Below are 18811 nucleotides of genomic sequence, written 5' to 3' on the forward strand. Positions count from 1 at the left end.
ATATGAAATTACCTGAAAATTTAAAATACACAAAAGACCATGAATGGGTTAAAATTGATGGAAATATTGCCACAATTGGTATCACTGACTTTGCGCAAAGTGAATTAGGCGATATTGTATACGTTGAAGTTGAGTCTATAGATGAAGAACTTGATAGGGAAGAAGTTTTTGGTACAGTTGAAGCGGTAAAAACAGTATCAGACCTGTTCATGCCTGTCTCCGGTAAGGTCGAAGAGTTTAATGAAACTCTTGAAGATGAGCCAGAGCTGGTCAATGACAATCCATACGAAGAAGGTTGGATTATCAAGATAAAAATGAGTAGCCCTGATGAAGCCGAAGAACTTCTCTCAGCAAATGACTACAAGACACACATTGAAGGTTAAATATTTTACGCTATTTACAGCAATAGCTTATAGTATAGCTATTGTTTTCTTTTCACTTATTAATTTAGACCGAGTGTTAAAAGTGGAAATTAATGCCAGTGATAAAACGCTTCATACAATAAGTTACGGTTTCTTGTTTTTAATCTGGTCTCTTTATTTTTATATCAAACAAAAGCACATTAGTCTTAGACTCAATTTTATTTTAGCATGGGTTTTAGTAGCATTTGGCATTATTATTGAAGCTATTCAAGGGTTGTACACAAGTTATAGAACTTTTGATTGGTGGGATGCTTTTGCCAATACACTTGGAGTTTCAATAGCTTTTATAATTTGTGTTGTACTCAAAAAACTATTTAATTAAGTAAAATATTTGATAATTAGAAAAATAAATATAATTTAGTAATCTCAAAAATATTGACCAATGGAAACCAAAAAGAATCCTGATAAAGACTTAAGAAATAAGAGTCTTCTATTTTTTCAAATAGGGTTAGTTCTCATGCTGTTAATCTCATGGCGAGCCATAGAGTGGAAGACTTATGAAAAAGATGATATCGATGTAGGTGTGGTAGACTTAGATATGCTAGAGGAGGAAGATGTTCCAATAACTGAAATGCAAAATCAACCACCACCACCACCGCCACCGCCACCAGCTCCAGAAGTGATTGAAGTCGTTGAGGATGATTCTGAAGTTGAAGAAGAAGTTATAGAATCTACTGAGACTGAAGAAATGGAAATCGTTGAAGTCGAAGAAGTCGAAGAAGTTGAGGAAGAAATTGGCGATGTGCCATTTGCCCTAATTCAGCAAGTCCCTGTATATCCGGGTTGTGAGAACGCCAAAGACAAAAAGAAGTGTATGAGTGAAAAAATCACTAAACACGTCAACAAAAAATTTGATAAAAGTTTAGGTTCAGAATTAGGGTTGTCCGGAAGAAACCGTGTGAGCGTTCAATTTAAGATAGATAAAAATGGCGATATTACTAATGTTCGAGCGCGTGGACCTCATCCTAGATTAGAACAAGAAGCCATTGAAGTTATAAAAGCTCTACCTAAGATGACACCAGGAGAACAACGTGGTCAAAAAGTAGGTGTGCTTTACGGATTGCCTATTAACTTTGTTGTTCAGGATTAAATTTTATGAAATAAGAATTTTAATAAACCTAAGTCAAAAATGGCTTAGGTTTTTTTATAGAGTTTTGCAATAAATATAATTACATTGGCTAACTGAATATTCAGAAGATGAAATACTTAATTATTTTTGGTTTAATATTTTCATCCATCACACTTTGTGCTCAAGAAAATACGTATCCTTTATATGAATCTTGTAAAGAAAATATAAAGAAGATAGAACAAAAACAATGCTTCGAGACTACATTTAAAATTCACCTTTTTGATATTCTAGAAGACTCAAAGCAATGGCAAAACACTGAAACTAGCGATGTCGGGTTAATATTTGACGTCTATAAACAAGGACAATTCAATCTTATTTTTGTCAATGTTGAAAGTGATTCTATCAAAACAATATTTGAGGAAGCATTTGACCAACTCCCTCAAATTAATCCTGCCAAAGTCTACGGTAACCCAACGTTTATGCAATTTAATATGGATTTGGTTTATCCACCAAATCAAGCAGTTTCAGTTCACGACTCATCGAATAAAATAAAAAATAAGGAGGGTTCAAATTTATCTGAATCACTTATAAAAGCTAAGCAAGAGTTTGAAGCCGTTGAAGCAGAAACAAAGAAATATGATGGTGAACTGTATTCAAGCTATGCCTACATTCCATTATCTCATGAGATTTACAATCGTTTTGACCGGGAAATCAATTTAATTGGGACAAACTCTCACACAGCTCAAAAACCATTTACTTATAAAGATGTCAAGCCATATTACGATTTTAAAGCAGTCAATGACAGTCTATCGTTTAATAAATCTTCTTGGTTTGGAAGAAAACTTTTTGATGAGCATTTGGCTACAGTGAGTGGTAAAAATTACTGTTTGACTGTAGACTTCGGTTTTGATCTTCAATTGGGAAGAGACACAGGTACAGACTTAAATACCTACAACAATACAAGAGTTGCTTTTGTTCAAGGTGGTGTGGGAGAAAAATTAACCTACTACGGTGCAATCTTTGAAAGACAAGGACGATTTGCCGACTATTATAACCGTTTAGCACGTTCAATAGCTCCAATAGATGGTAATCCAGCTATCATACCTGGTCGTGGTATTGCTAAACGATTTAACGCTGACGCTTTTGATTATCCTGTCACAGTGGGTTATATCAACTACCGCTTTAACGATAACTTTAATGCACAGATTGGTAATTATAAAAACATCTTAGGTGATGGTTACAGGTCTTTGTTTTTAAGCGATAATGCTAGTCCTTATCCATATGTCAAAGTTGATGCAGAATTTTGGAAAATAAAATATACCAATATTTGGATGCAAGCTAGAAATACAAATTTACTCACAGAGCGCGAAGCTTTCCAGACCAAATTCATGGCGATTCATCACCTGAGTTATAATTTAAATAAAAAATTAAATATTGGTTTATTTGAAGCTGCCATATGGGATAATGAGCCGGGTCGTGGTTTTGATATCAGTTATCTCAACCCATTATTATTTTACCAAATGGTAGAGTTTTCTACTGGAACTGAAGGTGGAAAAGTCATGGTTGGCGCAAACTATAAATACAAATGGACTGATAACTTCCATTCTTACGGGTAATTACTCATCGATGAATTATCTCTGGATGATGTTTTTGGAGGAGATAAAAGTTTTAAAAATAAATTTGGTTTACAATTAGGCTTTAAATATTTTGATGCATTTAAGATTAAAGATTTTGATCTTCAATTGGAATATAATCAAGTCCGACCTTTTACCTATTCCCACAATAAAATCAGTACGAATTACACCCATAATGGACAATCTTTAGCTCACCTTTGGGGTGCAAATTTTAGAGAATTTATAACCATTGCACGTTACCGTAAAAATCGTTGGTTTGGTCATACCAAATTAATTTTTGGTGAGCGTGGTTTTGAACCTGAAGCAGACCTTGACCCTCTTTATGGCTCAGATCTTTTTGGAACAGAAAACAATAGAGTGAGTGATACTGGACAACGTATAGGACAAGGCAATCGTGTAAACTCTTATTACGCAGAATTGGAAGCAGGCTATCTAATTAATCCGGCTACAAATTTTAAAATTTATTTTAATATCATTGGTCGAGATTTTAACGCCACGTCTCAAAATGACAGAACTTTTGACAACAATAAAGTCTGGGTGAATTTTGGGCTAAGAACCGATTTGTTCAATTGGTACTTTGACTATTAATTGATCAAGGCTTCAGCTTCTTGTATAGCTTCTTGAATGTGATCTCTCATATCTTTTGCTTCTTGAAAAGATTTGTCAAGAGTTTTTAAATGTTGTTTTAAGCTATCTACATTTTTAACCTGAATGCCTTGATTTATCTCAGATTTGCTAAATTCATCTCCAAAAGACTTCATCCATGACATCATTTTGTCATGGCCAGATTTTAAGTTATCAATAGCAGGCTGATAGTTTTCAATATTCGTACTATCCATTTTGGTTTCAAGCTGACTGATAAGTTGATTAATTTTGCTCATCTCTGGCATGACTTCATCGTGTATCGCTATAGTTTTTGTCATTTTTTGATCAAAGGCTTTTGCCTCTTTAGGCTGGGTATCTGAGCAGCTTGCAAATACTGTTATAAGTCCAATTAAAAGTAAATGAGTGGTTTTCATGATATGAATTTTTTACAAATTTACTTATATTCTCTTATTCGATACACTAATTTTTGCATTTTACTTTAATTTTTTAATCTGATTTAGCTTTATAAATTTATAATCTTTATTTTAGGTTCAAAATCATTTTTTGAATAAACCACATTTTTACATCTATGATGCTTCAGCAGGTTCAGGTAAAACCTATACCATAACCAGAGAATACCTCTGTATTTTGTTACGACAAGAAAAAGTATTTGCGTTTCAAAATATTTTGGCCATCACCTTTACCAATAAAGCAGCTGCTGAAATGAAGCAACGTATAATCAATGCTTTAGTTTTTTTTGCAGGACTTAAAACTGATGTTGAATGCGATAATCTTTTAAATGATGTAGCTATACAAACTGGTTTTTCAAAACCTAAAATTCAAAAAAAAAGCCTTCAAATTCTTAAATACCTTATTCCTAACTATGCTGGCTTTGAGGTTTCTACGATAGATAGTTTTAACCACAGAATCATTAAGACATTTGCAAAGGACCTAAAGTTATCTCAAAATTTTGAAGTTGAAATGGAAGTTGAGCCTTTTCTTAAAAAGGCTGTTGAAAACCTTATCAATGAAGTAGGTATTGACGACAACCTCACGACTTGGCTTGCCGATTTTGTAAATTATAAGATCGACCGAAACAAGAGCGGAGACATCATTATAGACCTTTTAGACTACGCTCAGTTGGTTTTAAATGAAAATAACTATCAAGCCTTAAGGCAAATCGAGACGCTTGATCATAAAAATTTAAAACGTATTAAAAATCAATTAACAAACCAGATTAAATCTGTTAAAAAAGAGCTTAAAATTATTGGTGAAGATTTTTTTAAATTTTTAGATGACAATCAAATTGAACCTCAAAGTTTTTATAAATATATTATCGATTATTTTAACAATATCCAAAATGATAAAATAGTAGATGAGTTTAAATCTAAATGGCATGACATTAAAAATCATTCGCTACATAAAAAATCAACTCATGAGATTCAAAAACAAAGTATAGACGAGGTAAGAATACAAATAGAAGACTTGTTTTTAAAGTCTAAAGCTTTGAGTCTAAAATATCATATCAACGAAAGAATATTAAAATCTTTTGTGCCCTTGGCCATGATAAGTGAAATACAACGCCACATAAAAAATATAAAAGAAGAAGAAGGCATACTTTTTATTAATGATTTTAACCGGTTGATCAGTCAACACATCAAACATCAGCCAGCACCTTTTATTTATGAAAGATTAGGTGAAAAGTTTAGACACTATTTTATTGATGAATTCCAAGACACTTCAAGGTTGCAGTGGCATAATTTAATTCCACTTATAGATAACACTATAAGCGGTGAACATGAGGATGGAATTTCAGGTCATCTATACATAGTAGGAGATGTTAAACAATCTATTTATGAATGGCGAGGTGGTGATCCACAACAATTTTTAGATTTATCTCAAGGTTATTCAAATCCATTTAGTATTGAGATGGATAGAGAAATATTAGAATCAAATTGGAGAAGTGCTAAAACTATTGTTGATTTTAATAATGGTTTTTTTGAATATGCTGCTCAGTTTTTGACAAATCCTGACCAAAAGCAACTTTATCTCAACGCAAAACAACACCCTCAAAATACAAATGAAGGTTATGTTGATATCAGGTTTTTACCAGAACAAGCAGATAATACAATACAACACCAACAGCATATCAAAGAACTTGAACAGATTATAAATAAGCTTGCAGATCAGGGTTACCGTTTAAGCGATATTTGTATATTAGTCAGACAAAACAAGTATGGTTCTGCTATTGTAGAATCATTTAACGAGCTTGACAAACCTATACCTGTCATATCTCAAGAGTCCTTGCTTATAGCTTCTGATGATAGAGTCAAGCTATTAAGTCAATTTTTAAAACTTAATCAAGACTTCAATACAGACTTGTGCGTAGACTTTTTTTTACTTTGGTTTAATCATCTAGACTACAATACTCAATCCTACCATAAGGCTTTATCTGAGCTTAAGGGAAAGACTTACCAAGAGATTATAGAATTATTACATACTTATAATATAGACTTTAATCTTATGGTTTACGAAAACCTATCCCTATACGATAAAGCTGAATATGCGCTAAGATCCTTAGGTCTACATCATCAAGCTAATGCTTACATTCAGTTTTTTCTAGATGAAATTTACGAGTTTTCTAATTCAAAATCCTCAAGTCTTGCTCAGTTTTTAGATTACTGGGAAGACCAAAAAGATAAAAAAAGCATTTCAACATCAGGCTCTCAAAATGCTGTAAATATCATGACAATACACAAAAGTAAAGGGCTTGAGTTCCCGGTAGTGATTTATGCTAATGCTAATTTTGAATGGTGTAATTTAAGTAGAAGCTATGATTGGGTAAATATTGAGGATCAAAATTTAGATATTCAATATACTTATGATAATATTTCAAAAAAGTCAAAAAACTTAAGCACATCATTTGAACAATCGTATCAACGCCATATATCAAAAGTTGAACTTGCCAATCTCAATGCTGCATATGTTTGTATGACAAGGGCTTCAGAACAATTGTATATTTTATCAGAACCTTTGCGAGCTAGTGCATTAAAATTTGAAGACATTTTAGTGGGATATTTAAAATACATAGAGAACTACAAGGAAAATCAAAACAGATATAGCTTTGGTCAACCCTTAGATAAAAAGAATAATGGAAGTGAATCCCAGCATATTGAACCATCAACATTTTACTCAACTGATGTAGAAGGTATTTACAACACTCTAAGTGCAGATACAAGCTATCTGAATTTGAAAGACGATAACCGGGTTTATGGGGAAGAAATTCACAATCAGCTTCAAAAAATAAAATACCATCAAGATATAGGTCAAGAAAAATTATCAAATATCACCCAATTAAAAAATATTATCCATCATCCAGACCTCTCTGAGTATTTTGAAAATGAATGGGAAGTATATAATGAAAAAGAAATCTGCTTTGACGGGAAAATACTGCGCCCAGATCGAATATGTATTAAAGATGACAAAGCTGTAATTATTGAATATAAAACAGGGAAAGAAGAGTCATCACATTTAAAACAGTTAACAGAATATAAAGAAGCATTAGAGGCACTAAGTTTTTCAATAAAAACCTCAATTTTGGTTTATATTCGCAAAAACATAAATATTATAAAAATTTAAAATTCAAGTATATGTTTTCACCAAAACTTAAAACGCAACTTCAAAACGAAATCGCAAACATAAAAGAAGACGGACTATTTAAGACAGAACGAATCATTACCTCGCCACAGGGAGCCGAGATTAGCTTAAGCTCCGGTGAGAAAGTTTTAAATTTTTGCGCTAATAATTATTTAGGTTTATCCTCACATCCAGAAGTTATAAAAGCCGCAAAAGATACTTTAGATACTCACGGGTTCGGTATGTCTAGTGTGAGATTTATATGTGGCACACAAGACATTCACAAAAACCTAGAACATACGATTGCAGACTTTTATGGAACAGAAGACACTATTTTGTATGCAGCTTGTTTTGATGCCAATGGTGGTGTTTTTGAACCTTTGCTTACCAAAGACGATGCTATTATATCAGATTCGCTTAATCATGCATCTATAATTGATGGGGTGAGATTATGTAAAGCGGCTCGTTACCGCTATGCTAATGGTGATATGAAAGATTTAGAAAAACAGTTACAAGAAGCTGATAAAAATGGTGCCAGACATAAGCTTATTGTCACAGATGGTGTTTTTTCAATGGATGGTATTGTTGCACCACTTGATGAAATATGTGATTTAGCTGATCAGTACCAAGCCCTAGTGATGATTGACGAATGCCACGCTACTGGATTTATTGGACAAAATGGTATTGGTACACCAGAGGTAAAAGATGTCCTAGGCCGAGTTGATATTATTACAGGAACGCTAGGGAAAGCCCTTGGTGGAGCAATGGGTGGTTATACCACTGGTCAAAAAGACCTTATTGAATTATTAAGACAACGCTCAAGACCTTATTTATTTTCAAATTCTCTTGCGCCTTCAATTGTTGGTGCATCTTTAAAAGTATTTGAGCTTTTAGAGCGTGATAATAGCCTTAGAGATAAGCTAGAAGATAACACTAACTATTTTAAAGAAAAAATGAAAAATGCAGGCTTTGACCTTATTGATGGTGATTCAGCAATTGTACCTGTCATGTTATACGATGCAAAATTAGCTCAAAAAATGGCATCAGATTTACTTGAAGAAGGCATTTATGTTATTGGCTTTTTTTACCCAGTAGTCCCCAAGGGTAAAGCAAGGATAAGGGTCCAACTTTCAGCCGCTCACAGTAAAAATCAGATTGACTCTGCGGTAAATGCTTTTGTTAAAGTGGGTCAAAATCTAAATGTGATTTAATTTTTTAATGAAAAAAAATATTATTATGTTTGTTAATAAGTATTAATAAATTAAATTTGCCCCTTTGAATAGTAACTAAACTCAAATAAAATGAAACATTTAAGCAAATTAACATTCCTGCTAATTCTAGTATTTGGAATGACTTCAGTTCAAGCACAAGATGAAAATAACCCATGGGCTATTTTTATTGGTGCTAATGCAGTAGACTTCTTCCCAACAGGCTCTGATATTTTAACTCCAGATGGATATATATCCTATAAAGGGATAGGGGATAATTTTTTTGATATAGATAATTGGAATTATGTTACTGCTGTATCTAGTGTTGGTGTAACACGATATATCGGAGAAGGCTTTAGTTTTGAAGCTTCTGGTTCATATAACAGAATTGATAGACTAGGAGAAGTTGACACAGATGAAGTAAGTTGGATAAATGTTGATGGTACAATCCAATATAATTTCAAAAATCTTATTAATGGCCACGATTGGTTTGATCCTTTCTTGGGAGTTGGTGGTGGTTATTACTGGCTTGATGAAGAAGGTGCTGGTACCTTCAATGCTAACCTAGGTTTTAACTTTTGGTTAAATGAGCAATTTGCAATTACTATAGATACTAATTATAAAACTGCTTTTGAAGATGCAGACTTTGATGTATTCCAACACAGACTTGGAGTTAAATTTGCGTTTGGCGGTAAAGACACTGATGGTGACGGTGTTTATGACAAAAATGATGAATGCCCGGATACACCAGGTTTAGAAGAATTTAATGGATGTCCTGATACAGATGGCGATGGTATTGCTGATAAAGACGATGCTTGTCCAGACACTGCAGGTTTAGCTGAATTTAATGGCTGTGCAGACTCTGATGGCGACGGTATAGATGATACAAAAGATGAATGTCCAAACGAAGCTGGTTCTGAAGCTATGAATGGTTGTCCAGATTCTGACAATGATGGTATTGCAGACAAAGATGATGACTGTCCAAACGAAGCTGGACCATCTGATAATGGTGGTTGCCCATGGCCAGATACTGACGGTGACGGCGTATTAGATAAGGATGATCAGTGTCCTGACGTAGCTGGAACTGCAGCAAACAATGGTTGTCCAGAAGTTACCGAAGAAGTTCAAAATGAACTTAATGATTATGCTAAAACTATCAATTTTAATACTGGTAAATTTTCAATCTCAAAAGATTCTGAAGAAGCTCTAGCAGCTATATTAGCTATCCTTGATGAATATCCTAATTCTAAATTTACAGTTGAAGGACATACAGATAGCGTAGGTTCTGCTAAAAATAACAAGAGATTATCTGAAGCACGTGCACTTTCAGTTAAAGATTACTTAGTTAGTAATGGTGTAGAGGAATTCAGATTATCTTCAAAAGGTTATGGTGAAGAACAACCTGTTGCTGATAACAGTACTAGATCAGGTAGAGCTAAAAACCGTAGAGTTGAAATTAACCTAGTTAAATAAATTTAACTCACATATCAAATTAAGTTAAAAACACTCCTCAGTTGAGGAGTGTTTTTTTATTTTTAACTATGCAAACTTTTTTAGATGACTTCGTTAAATACTATTCAGCCAATTTTGATTTAAGTTTAAAAAATCAAACTATTATATTACCTAGTAAACGCTCTGTAGCAGCTCTTAAAAAAACTTTTACTAACCACTTTGACACCCTTTGGTTGCCTGAGATAACTGACATACTATCTTTTATTAAAAAAGTTTCTCAGATTGAAATTTTAGATCATCAAGAGTCTATTTTAGAGTTTTATAAAGTTTACTCTTCACTGCATAAGGAAAATCAATACGATAGCTATGAAAACTATTACTCATGGGCATCAGTGTTAATTAATGACTTTAATGAGATAGATCGTTTCCTCATTAACCCTGAACACTTCTTTAAGGACAACAAGTCTATCAAAACTTTAAATTATTTCGGAGAGGAAAAAACAGAAATGATTAAATCTTACATTAAATTTTGGGAAAAACTACCCTTGTACTATAGTACCTTTAAAAATCATTGCCTAAAAATCAATAAAGCTAGTCAAGGCCTGGCTTACAGAATGGCTTCAGAAAAAATATATGGGTATATTGAAGAATACAACAATCCGATAATATTTCTTGGGTTTAATGCCCTTAACAAAGCAGAGGAGCAGATAGTTGAATGTTGCTTAAAGCAAAAAATTGGATATTTAGTTTGGGACATTGATCAAAATTATCTGTCAGAACCAACACATCCAGCAAATACTTTCATTGTCAATTACCAAAAGAAGTGGTCATCTTACAGAAATTATTTAGTAAATTTAAAATCTGCATTGTTTTCAAAACCAAAGCAAATCACTATACATTCATCTTCAAGGTATGTAGGGCAAGCCAAAGCGGTTGCAAATATTCTTCAGTCTTCAAACTTTAACGACAGTAAAAAAACTGCGGTAATACTTAACGATGAAAATCTATTATTTCCAATTTTAAATAGTCTACCGGATAACGTTCATGAAGTCAATATTACAATGGGCTTAACCTTAAATAAGTCTCCAATTACAGATTTCATAAACTTATTAATAGCTCATCAGGTAAAGCACAAAGATGAACTGAGTAATGATATGATGTCTCAACTCATTCATCATCAATTACTTTTCCATATTGATAATATCAATCTAAACCCATTAATTTACTTTATAGATAACAACGAAGCGCATAAATATTTTTATAACGATTTTGATACTATCTTTAAAAAAGACAGTATTGAACATCTGTTTTTAAGTTGTCTAAAGCTCTATTCAACCCCTGTAGAATTTATCGAAGCTATCATCAAATTTATAGGAAGTATACAAATTTCAAAACCGTTAAAATTTGAAGTATACTTAAAATCTTATCAAAATATATTCCTAAGGCTCTATGAAATTATTAAAAGTAATCCTAACTTGAGTCATAAGGCTGTAGAGATTATATTTAAAGATTTAGAAGAGTCAGAAAAGCTGAGCTTTCAAGGGAGTAAAGATTCTGGCTTGCAAATTATGGGGATGCTTGAATCTAGGTTGTTAGATTTTGAAACGATTATTTTTACATCTGTAAATGAAGGAATTCTACCTGCTGGTAAAACTGACAATAGTTATATCACGTACGATTTAAAAAAGCAATACAGTATGCCAACACATACAGAGAAGGATGCTATTTATGCCTACCACTTCTTTAGACTATTTCAAAGAGCTGAACATTGCCACATTATATATGACAATGACCAAACTGGTTTTAACAAAGGTGAGAAAAGTAGATTTTTAAGTTATTTAGAAATATTTAAATCTAAGTATCATAAAATCAACTCTAAAGACTTTCATCTTTCTACAAAATTGAAAAAGAATCAACATTTAGAAGTTCAAAAAACACCTGAGATATTAAACAAACTGAAAGATTTAATTCAAAATGGGCTTTCTTCAACAGCACTCACAACATATATTTTAAACCCAATTTTATTTTATAAACGTTATATCCTCAAGGTTAAGGAACCAGAAACAAAAGATGATACCATAAATCATAGAGATTTTGGGACTTTGATTCATTCTACAGTTGAAGAACTTTACAAGAATATAAGTAACCTTGATTATAATTATATAGAAGAATGTCAAAAGGTTTATCCATCCATTTTAAAGACAAAATTTGATTTATTATATGTCCAAGACTCCTTCAAAAAAGGACCAAACCGCATAAAGTTTGAGATAGCAAAAGCTTCGCTCGATCGGTTTTTTAATCAAGAAAAAAAGTTTCAAAAAAACTCAGATCTTGAAATAGTTGATATTGAAAAACCAGTAGAGTGTCTGTTGAAAATAGATGAAAATACTATAAAATTGAAAGGTTATATAGATAGAATTGATAAATATGACAATGAGTTAAGAATTATAGATTTAAAAACAGGAAAAGTAGAACCTAAAAACTTAAAGTTTAAAGATTTTAATCACCTCATCACAGATTACGATTATGCTAAAGCATTTCAAGTGCTATTTTACGCGCTGATTTACAGTAAGAATTTTAATGTTGATCAAATGAAAGCTGGAATTATCAGTTTTAAAAACCTCAACTCTTGGTTTATGCCTTTAAATTTTAACGGGAAAACTACAATTGATGATTCAATATTAATAGAATTTGAACACTACCTTCATCAACTTATCAATGAAATATTAGACCCCAATATTCCATTTAAAGAAAAAGATGTTAATTTTGAGTCATGATTTGGACTCAAAAAGCCATACCTGAACCTTCTGACGTCGATTCGCTTGTAGATTGTTTAAAGGTGCCTAAACCAATTGCAAGATTGCTGGTTCAAAGAGGTATCAAAACCTTTGATGACGCCAAAGCTTTTTTTAGACCAGATTTATCTCAACTGCACGACCCTTTCTTAATGAAAGATATGCATAAAGCTGTAAACCGCGTAAATCAAGCTTTTCAAAATAAAGAAAATATTCTTGTATACGGTGATTATGATGTTGATGGTACCACAAGCGTGGCTTTGGTTTATAGTTATTTGAAAGAGATTCACAATCAAGTGATTGCTTATATACCTGATCGTTACAAAGAAGGCTACGGCCTTTCTAAAGCGGGTATTGACTACGCTAAATCAAAAAATGTAAGCTTAATAATTTGCCTAGATTGTGGTATAAAAGCCATAGATAAAGTAGAATACGCTAACAAATTAGGGATCGACATTATTATTTGTGATCATCACAGGCCTGGGAAAAACATTCCGGATGCCATAGCTGTTTTGGACCCAAAACAAGATGACTGTCATTATCCTTACGACGAATTGTGCGGTTGTGGTATCGGATTTAAACTACTACAAGCGCTTCAGCAAAAAGCCAAAAAAGATTTTAAGGAATTAGTTCCATATTTGGATTTAGTGGCAACAGCAATTGGCTCAGATATTGTTCCCATCACTGGTGAAAACAGAATACTGGCCTACCATGGACTTCGTGTTTTAAATCAAAACCCAAGATCTGGATTTAAAGCGATTATGAATATTGCTAAAAAAAATATTTTTACAATTACTGATGTTGTTTTTGTCATCGGACCTCGAATTAATGCTGCTGGCCGAATGGAGCATGGTCTGCATGCCGTAAATTTATTAACAGAAACCAACCTGAGTGAAGCTCAAGAAAAAGCTAAACGCATAAACGATTTTAATTTAGAAAGAAGAGATACCGACAAAACCATTACAGAAGAAGCCTTAGCTCAAATAAAAAATCTAAAAGAAGAAAACCGAAAAACCTCAGTAGTTTATGACGAGTCTTGGCATAAAGGCGTGATTGGGATTGTAGCTTCACGACTCACAGAGACCTATTATAGGCCAACATTAGTGTTTACAAAAAGCGGAGACTATTTAGCTGCTTCTGCAAGATCGGTTTATGGATTTGATATTTACAACGCCTTAGAAGCCAGTTCAGAATATATCGAACAATTTGGCGGTCACAAGTATGCAGCTGGTTTAACCATCAAAGAAGATAATTATCAAGCTTTTAAACAAAAGTTTGAAGAAGTTGTATTTGAATTAATTGAGGATCATCAGCTTATCAGAAAACAAATTTATGATATTGAACTTCATCTAGAAGACATTACACCTAAGTTTAATAGAATACTTAAACAATTTGCGCCTTTTGGTCCAGGCAATATGAGACCAGTTTTTAGATTTAACGGTCTTCAAGATACTGGTTTTGCTAAAGCTGTAGGAAAAGAAAAAGAACATTTGAAATGTAAATTATACAAAGACAAAAACCCCTTTAAAATTGATGGAATTGGTTTTAATCTAGGCCAAAAACTAAAATATTTAAATCAAAAATCAAAAGTAGATGTTTTGGCGACATTAGATGAAAATGAGTGGAATAATCAAATCAGTTTACAGCTTAAGATTAAAGATTTAAAACCCCATAAGTATTGAGATAAAACTATTTATGTAATTTTGTTAGTGGTAATTATGAATTATGCTTGAGGATATTTTTTCTGCAATTCCTTTAGGAATATTTCTAGCATTTATGTTAGGGCCAGTATTTTTTGTATTGCTTGAAACTGCAGCGATAAAGGGTTTTAGAGCTGCTCTATCTTTTGATATTGGTGTCTTAATTGCCGATGCTGTTTTTTTAATTATCGCTTACTTTGGAACCAATCCTTTACTAAATCGGCTTAAAGACGACCCAGCACTCTACATTTTTGGCGGAACAGTTTTACTAACTTATGGTATAATTACTTTTATCAAAGTCAAACGCACCACAATTACACCTGCGACTTTTGAATTTCAAAAACTTAAAAATAGCGACTATATTCAAATTGCAGTCAAAGGATTTTTACTCAATTTTATCAATATTGGTGTACTGGGGTTTTGGTTGGGCTTAATCATAATATTTGGTCCAGGTTTAGAGATGCAACCCTTTAGATTGATTACCTTTTTTTCAACAATATTGGTGACCTATCTCGTCGTTGATGTATGTAAAATCTTATTGGCTAAAACTTTAAAACATAAGCTTACACCAACGCGTATAGCCGTGTCCAAGAAAATTATCAGCATTCTTATCATAATATTTGGTGTGGTATTAATTTTAAGAGGAATTGTTCCAAAACAAGTTTCAAAAATTGAGCAAAAAGTAGAAGACCAAATTCACATAGAAACGGATTCGCTTTAAAAACCTATTCTAATGATTTTGGGAAATTTAAGTTCTCTAGACCAAATATCTCTGGCATAATAAAGTAAACAGCAAGGGTAATAATAATGATTGAGATGAAATTCATCAAAAAACCTTTTTTGACCATATCAGAGACTTTAAGGTATCCCGAGCCAAAAATAATGGCGTTAGGCGGCGTAGCTACCGGAAGCATAAAAGCACATGAGGCTGATAAAGTAACAGCAATCATAATCAAAAATGGATGCATGTCAAAACTTAAGGCAACAGGTGATAAAATTGGGAGCAACATAGCGGTTGTGGCCAGATTAGAAGTCACTTCAGTTAAAAAATTGACCATAGCAGCAACAATTAAGATAAACACAATCACCACTACACCTTCAAAAACCGTGATTTGACTGGCAATCCAATTGGCTAAACCGGTTTCTGTAAAACCTTTAGCCAGTGCCATACCACCGCCAAATAAAATGATGATACCCCAAGGTATTTTAACGGCTTCTTCCCAAGTTAAAAGTTTCTGCCCTTTTACATTTTTAGAAGGAATTAAAAACAATAATACCGCAGCCGTAATAGCGATAATCGTATCATCTACATCAGGAATAACTTTTTGAATTAAACTTCTAAAAATCCAGCCTAAAGCTGCTATTAAAAACACCACACCGACCATTTTTTCCTCGTAGGATAAACGCCCTAATTTGTGAATCATCTCTTGTATATGATGCTTTCCGTCTGTAAATTTTAAGTTTTTGAGCTTAAAAGCAACCGATGTTAAATATTTCCAGCAAATAAATAACAACAGCATAGACACAGGAAATGCAAAAGTCATCCACTCAAAAAAACCAATTTTAATCTCGTATAAACTTTCTAAAACCCCTGCTAAAACTAAATTGGGAGGTGTTCCTATTAAAGTGCTGATACCACCTATTGATGCACTGTAGGCAATAGATAGCATCAAAGCTTTAGAAAAATAAGTATTGGTTTCGTGATTATCTTGATTTTGCTCAAAAATTTGATTAGTGATCGCAATGGCAATTGGTAACATCATGACCGTGGTTGCCGTGTTAGATATCCACATCGATAAAAATGCCGTAGCCAACATAAAGCCTAAGATCAAAAATGAGGCTTTTGAGCCAATAGCTTTGATGATATACAAGGCAATTCTTTTATGAAGATTCCAGCGTTCTATGGCAACCGCCAAAATAAATCCACCAACGTATAAAAATACAAATTTGTGTCCATATTGTGCTGTGGTCTCAGATAGCTTCAAAACGTCAAATAAGGGAAATAAAATAATAGGTATCAAAGCCGTCACAGCAATAGGCACCACTTCAAAAATCCACCATATGGCCATCCAAAGGGTGATGCCGAGTAGCATAAAACCTTCCTGGCTTAGCCCCTGTGGTGGTTCAATCCATTGAAAGAAAATAAAAGCCAAAGGCCCCAGTAATTTTATAAAGAGAAGTTTTAACTTTTGCAACGTGTTTTGATTTAGTTTTTAATAAACCTAATATATTCTTTTCTCGCTTTCTAAATATAAATTCCGTTTCTAAGACTGGAAATATCTAGCCCTTCTCAAACACCTACACTTAGACCTAATGCCACCAACTGTTCAGTAATATCGTAAATGTTTATAATACAAATATCCTGAGGTAAATCCTTAAACAAAATTGCGTTTGAAATCGGATTAGGATAAATATTTAAGCTTTTTTTAGACCTAAACGCGTTTGATGATAATGTAGTCATCATAACATAAGACCAAATGTCATTAGCCATAAGTTGAGCATCATGCCCGATATTAATGTGTTCGTAATTTTCCCAGTTGAAAGTTACACTTTGGTTTTGGTCATCAATCTGACTGGTATTTAAAAAATACTGTCCGCACTCCAATCGTTGTAAATCTTGCTGATTGTCTACTACCGCACTATGTTTTAACCCTATCGAATTTGGATTATCACCGTCGTCAAAAATATTGCGCATCATATAATTATCGCTTAAGCCGGGATAGTTCTGACTGTTAAATTCTGGGGCAAATACCATAAAATTATTGGCTTTAGCCATGTTTATCCAGTAGCCCCAGTAATTGTCGACGTTTCTGCTGCCACCATGAAAAGAAAACAGAATGGGCATGCTCGCGATGCCCCCATTGGGAATATAGTAAAACACTTCAACCGGCTGATTGCTTAAAGGACCGGTAGGCGTTAACACAAAAGACCCTGTAGAATTTTGATTCAGGTTTTGAGCATAACTTCCTAATAAGGATGTTATTAACAAACAAAAAAATGCAACGTATTTCATTACAACGAGATATGCAAAATGAGTTCGAACTGGTCCAAAGCTTCACCAACCGCAGGATCAAATCTTGAATAAGAGGCCTGGAGTTTTAAAGCATTTTCGTAAAAGTATTTGGAAAATCCAAAACTGGTTTGGTTCATATCAGATAACACGGAACCGTCAAAACTATCAAATTCAGGCGTGGTGTTGGCATATCTAAAATCAAAACTAAATCCACTCTTCGTTACATAGCCCAATTGTAAATTATAACTGTCGCCTAGAGCTAAAAATTGACTGATTTGCTCAGGGGCTAGAATCTGAGTGGCAGACTCATCCAGGAAAGCCAAATCAATGCCCGTGGCTGAGGTGTTGGCGTATTCAGCTAATAAGCTAAAGCCTTTGTATTTCATCAAAATATCGGTGTAGACTTGTCTGTAGTCCGGTAAACTATCTTCACCATTTTGATCAAAAAGAAAGAAGTCACCGTGGCTTTCACCTGAAGCACCACTGGCACCATTGTTATGGCTTCCGGCGACACCAATTACAAATTTAAGTTCATCTTCTCGCGCTAAATCTACACTTGTGAGCTCGTTACCCGGCTTGAAGTAGCCTAAAGGGTACAAGTCTAAACGTCCGCCAATTTTTACGCCGCCAATATCAGAATCTCTGGAATCCTGACCAAACGAATTACGGCCGTCTCCGGATGTTAAAGCTGCCATTGGCATGATACCGAAATTACCAACTTCAAATTTTGACTCTACAAACACCCCAAACTCACGACCGGTTCGAGATAAACTTTCGCTGAGTAAACTGCGGTTGACAAATTGGAGCCTGTCTTCTCTATAGATCATTTCGCGGTTATTGGCAAAATTCTGTTTCTGTCCGAAACTTATTTTAACTTGTTCTACAGGTTGATAGGCCATATATACATCCATCAAAGGATTAGATCTACTAAAGTCCAGCTGGACAAAAAACGACACTTTTTCTTCAACAGCATTACCTTCAAACTGAAGAAAAGTTCTTTTGGACCTGAATGTGTTTACGTCATCCATGCCGTCCATGGTTTCTCTGAGATAACCTGGTTGAATGAAACCATTTAGTCCAAAATAGTAGTTTCCTTCATTAAAGGAAAAATTCAGGCCGTTCCCTAAACTATAATAGGCTTTATTTCTTTCTGTTTCTGTTTCGCTTCCAGGATCTTCTTCTTGGTATTCGTCCTGAGCGTTTCCTAAAGTTATTGATCCTAAAAAACAAAGCATGATCAAAAATTGGATGTTGGTTATGTCTATAAATCGTTTCATATCGATTGTGTTTTATGCAC

General features: G+C 33.6%; 15 protein-coding genes. 11 read left to right on the top strand and 4 right to left on the bottom strand.

What is annotated here, in order from left to right:
• The first annotated feature begins 2 nt into the window (after positions 1–2).
• The 5 genes from gcvH to FCN74_RS03400 all read left to right on the top strand — a co-directional run bounded on the left by gcvH (position 3) and on the right by FCN74_RS03400 (position 3713).
• Positions 3–383: a glycine cleavage system protein GcvH gene (gene gcvH / locus FCN74_RS03380; protein WP_138931172.1), complete on the top strand. Its 381-nt coding sequence runs from the start codon at positions 3–5 to the stop codon at positions 381–383.
• Complete coding sequence (locus FCN74_RS03385; RefSeq protein ID WP_138931173.1) at positions 328–744, top strand: VanZ family protein; 417 nt, start codon at positions 328–330, stop codon at positions 742–744. Before gcvH ends, FCN74_RS03385 begins: the two co-directional genes overlap by 56 nt.
• A 60-nt stretch (positions 745–804) precedes the next feature.
• Entirely contained in the window at positions 805–1512 is a 708-nt protein-coding gene (locus tag FCN74_RS03390; RefSeq protein ID WP_138931174.1) for an energy transducer TonB, read from the top strand.
• Positions 1513–1619: 107 nt separating this feature from the next.
• Positions 1620–3107 (top strand): hypothetical protein, encoded by a 1488-nt coding sequence (locus FCN74_RS03395; RefSeq protein ID WP_138931175.1) that lies wholly within the window; start codon positions 1620–1622, stop codon positions 3105–3107.
• A 126-nt stretch (positions 3108–3233) separates the two neighbouring features.
• Positions 3234–3713 (top strand): hypothetical protein, encoded by a 480-nt coding sequence (locus tag FCN74_RS03400; protein ID WP_138931176.1) that lies wholly within the window; start codon positions 3234–3236, stop codon positions 3711–3713.
• Here the strand turns inward: FCN74_RS03400 and FCN74_RS03405 are convergent.
• Positions 3710–4144 (bottom strand): hypothetical protein, encoded by a 435-nt coding sequence (locus FCN74_RS03405; protein ID WP_138931177.1) that lies wholly within the window; start codon positions 4142–4144, stop codon positions 3710–3712. The genes FCN74_RS03400 and FCN74_RS03405 overlap by 4 nt on opposite strands.
• Positions 4145–4274: 130 nt before the next feature.
• On the opposite strand from FCN74_RS03405, the gene FCN74_RS03410 reads away from it, so the two are divergent.
• The 6 genes from FCN74_RS03410 to FCN74_RS03435 all read left to right on the top strand — a co-directional run bounded on the left by FCN74_RS03410 (position 4275) and on the right by FCN74_RS03435 (position 15222).
• Positions 4275–7349 carry a UvrD-helicase domain-containing protein gene (locus FCN74_RS03410; RefSeq protein ID WP_138931178.1) on the top strand — a complete coding sequence of 1025 codons (3075 nt, stop codon included), beginning with the start codon at positions 4275–4277 and terminating at the stop codon, positions 7347–7349.
• Between the two features lie 11 nt (positions 7350–7360).
• Positions 7361–8557, top strand: a complete 1197-nt coding sequence (gene kbl / locus FCN74_RS03415; RefSeq protein ID WP_138931179.1) for a glycine C-acetyltransferase — start codon at positions 7361–7363, stop codon at positions 8555–8557.
• 90 nt (positions 8558–8647) lie between these two features.
• Positions 8648–10027, top strand: coding sequence for an OmpA family protein (locus FCN74_RS03420; protein WP_138931180.1), 1380 nt, complete (start codon positions 8648–8650; stop codon positions 10025–10027).
• 68 nt (positions 10028–10095) lie between these two features.
• Positions 10096–12783: a PD-(D/E)XK nuclease family protein gene (locus FCN74_RS03425; RefSeq protein WP_138931181.1), complete on the top strand. Its 2688-nt coding sequence runs from the start codon at positions 10096–10098 to the stop codon at positions 12781–12783.
• Complete coding sequence (gene recJ, locus FCN74_RS03430) at positions 12780–14483, top strand: single-stranded-DNA-specific exonuclease RecJ (protein ID WP_138931182.1); 1704 nt, start codon at positions 12780–12782, stop codon at positions 14481–14483. Before FCN74_RS03425 ends, recJ begins: the two co-directional genes overlap by 4 nt.
• A gap of 43 nt (positions 14484–14526) precedes the next feature.
• Entirely contained in the window at positions 14527–15222 is a 696-nt protein-coding gene (locus tag FCN74_RS03435; RefSeq protein ID WP_138931183.1) for a LysE family translocator, read from the top strand.
• A 4-nt stretch (positions 15223–15226) separates the two neighbouring features.
• Here the strand turns inward: FCN74_RS03435 and FCN74_RS03440 are convergent, their stop codons facing one another.
• From FCN74_RS03440 to FCN74_RS03450, 3 genes are all read right to left on the bottom strand, one after another.
• Complete coding sequence (locus FCN74_RS03440) at positions 15227–16696, bottom strand: SLC13 family permease (protein WP_138931184.1); 1470 nt, start codon at positions 16694–16696, stop codon at positions 15227–15229.
• Positions 16697–16791: 95 nt separating this feature from the next.
• Positions 16792–17514, bottom strand: a complete 723-nt coding sequence (locus tag FCN74_RS03445; protein WP_138931185.1) for a hypothetical protein — start codon at positions 17512–17514, stop codon at positions 16792–16794.
• Positions 17514–18791: a hypothetical protein gene (locus FCN74_RS03450; RefSeq protein ID WP_138931186.1), complete on the bottom strand. Its 1278-nt coding sequence runs from the start codon at positions 18789–18791 to the stop codon at positions 17514–17516. The genes FCN74_RS03445 and FCN74_RS03450 overlap by 1 nt, the downstream gene beginning before the upstream one ends.
• Positions 18792–18811: the final 20 nt, after the last annotated feature.

Origin of the sequence: Mesohalobacter halotolerans (assembly GCF_006120725.1) — a bacterium.
Lineage (GTDB): Bacteria > Bacteroidota > Bacteroidia > Flavobacteriales > Flavobacteriaceae > Psychroflexus > Psychroflexus halotolerans.

Bases quoted from the DNA above. Each gene is read 5' to 3' on its own strand.
- gcvH (WP_138931172.1), top strand. From the start codon at position 3: ATGAAATTACCTGAAAATTTAAAATACACAAAAGACCATGAATGGGTT.
- FCN74_RS03385 (WP_138931173.1), top strand. From the start codon at position 328: ATGAAGCCGAAGAACTTCTCTCAGCAAATGACTACAAGACACACATTG.
- FCN74_RS03390 (WP_138931174.1), top strand. From the start codon at position 805: ATGGAAACCAAAAAGAATCCTGATAAAGACTTAAGAAATAAGAGTCTT.
- FCN74_RS03395 (WP_138931175.1), top strand. From the start codon at position 1,620: ATGAAATACTTAATTATTTTTGGTTTAATATTTTCATCCATCACACTT.
- FCN74_RS03405 (WP_138931177.1), bottom strand. From the start codon at position 4,144: ATGAAAACCACTCATTTACTTTTAATTGGACTTATAACAGTATTTGCA.
- kbl (WP_138931179.1), top strand. From the start codon at position 7,361: ATGTTTTCACCAAAACTTAAAACGCAACTTCAAAACGAAATCGCAAAC.
- FCN74_RS03420 (WP_138931180.1), top strand. From the start codon at position 8,648: ATGAAACATTTAAGCAAATTAACATTCCTGCTAATTCTAGTATTTGGA.
- FCN74_RS03425 (WP_138931181.1), top strand. From the start codon at position 10,096: ATGCAAACTTTTTTAGATGACTTCGTTAAATACTATTCAGCCAATTTT.
- recJ (WP_138931182.1), top strand. From the start codon at position 12,780: ATGATTTGGACTCAAAAAGCCATACCTGAACCTTCTGACGTCGATTCG.
- FCN74_RS03435 (WP_138931183.1), top strand. From the start codon at position 14,527: ATGCTTGAGGATATTTTTTCTGCAATTCCTTTAGGAATATTTCTAGCA.
- FCN74_RS03445 (WP_138931185.1), bottom strand. From the start codon at position 17,514: ATGAAATACGTTGCATTTTTTTGTTTGTTAATAACATCCTTATTAGGA.
- FCN74_RS03450 (WP_138931186.1), bottom strand. From the start codon at position 18,791: ATGAAACGATTTATAGACATAACCAACATCCAATTTTTGATCATGCTT.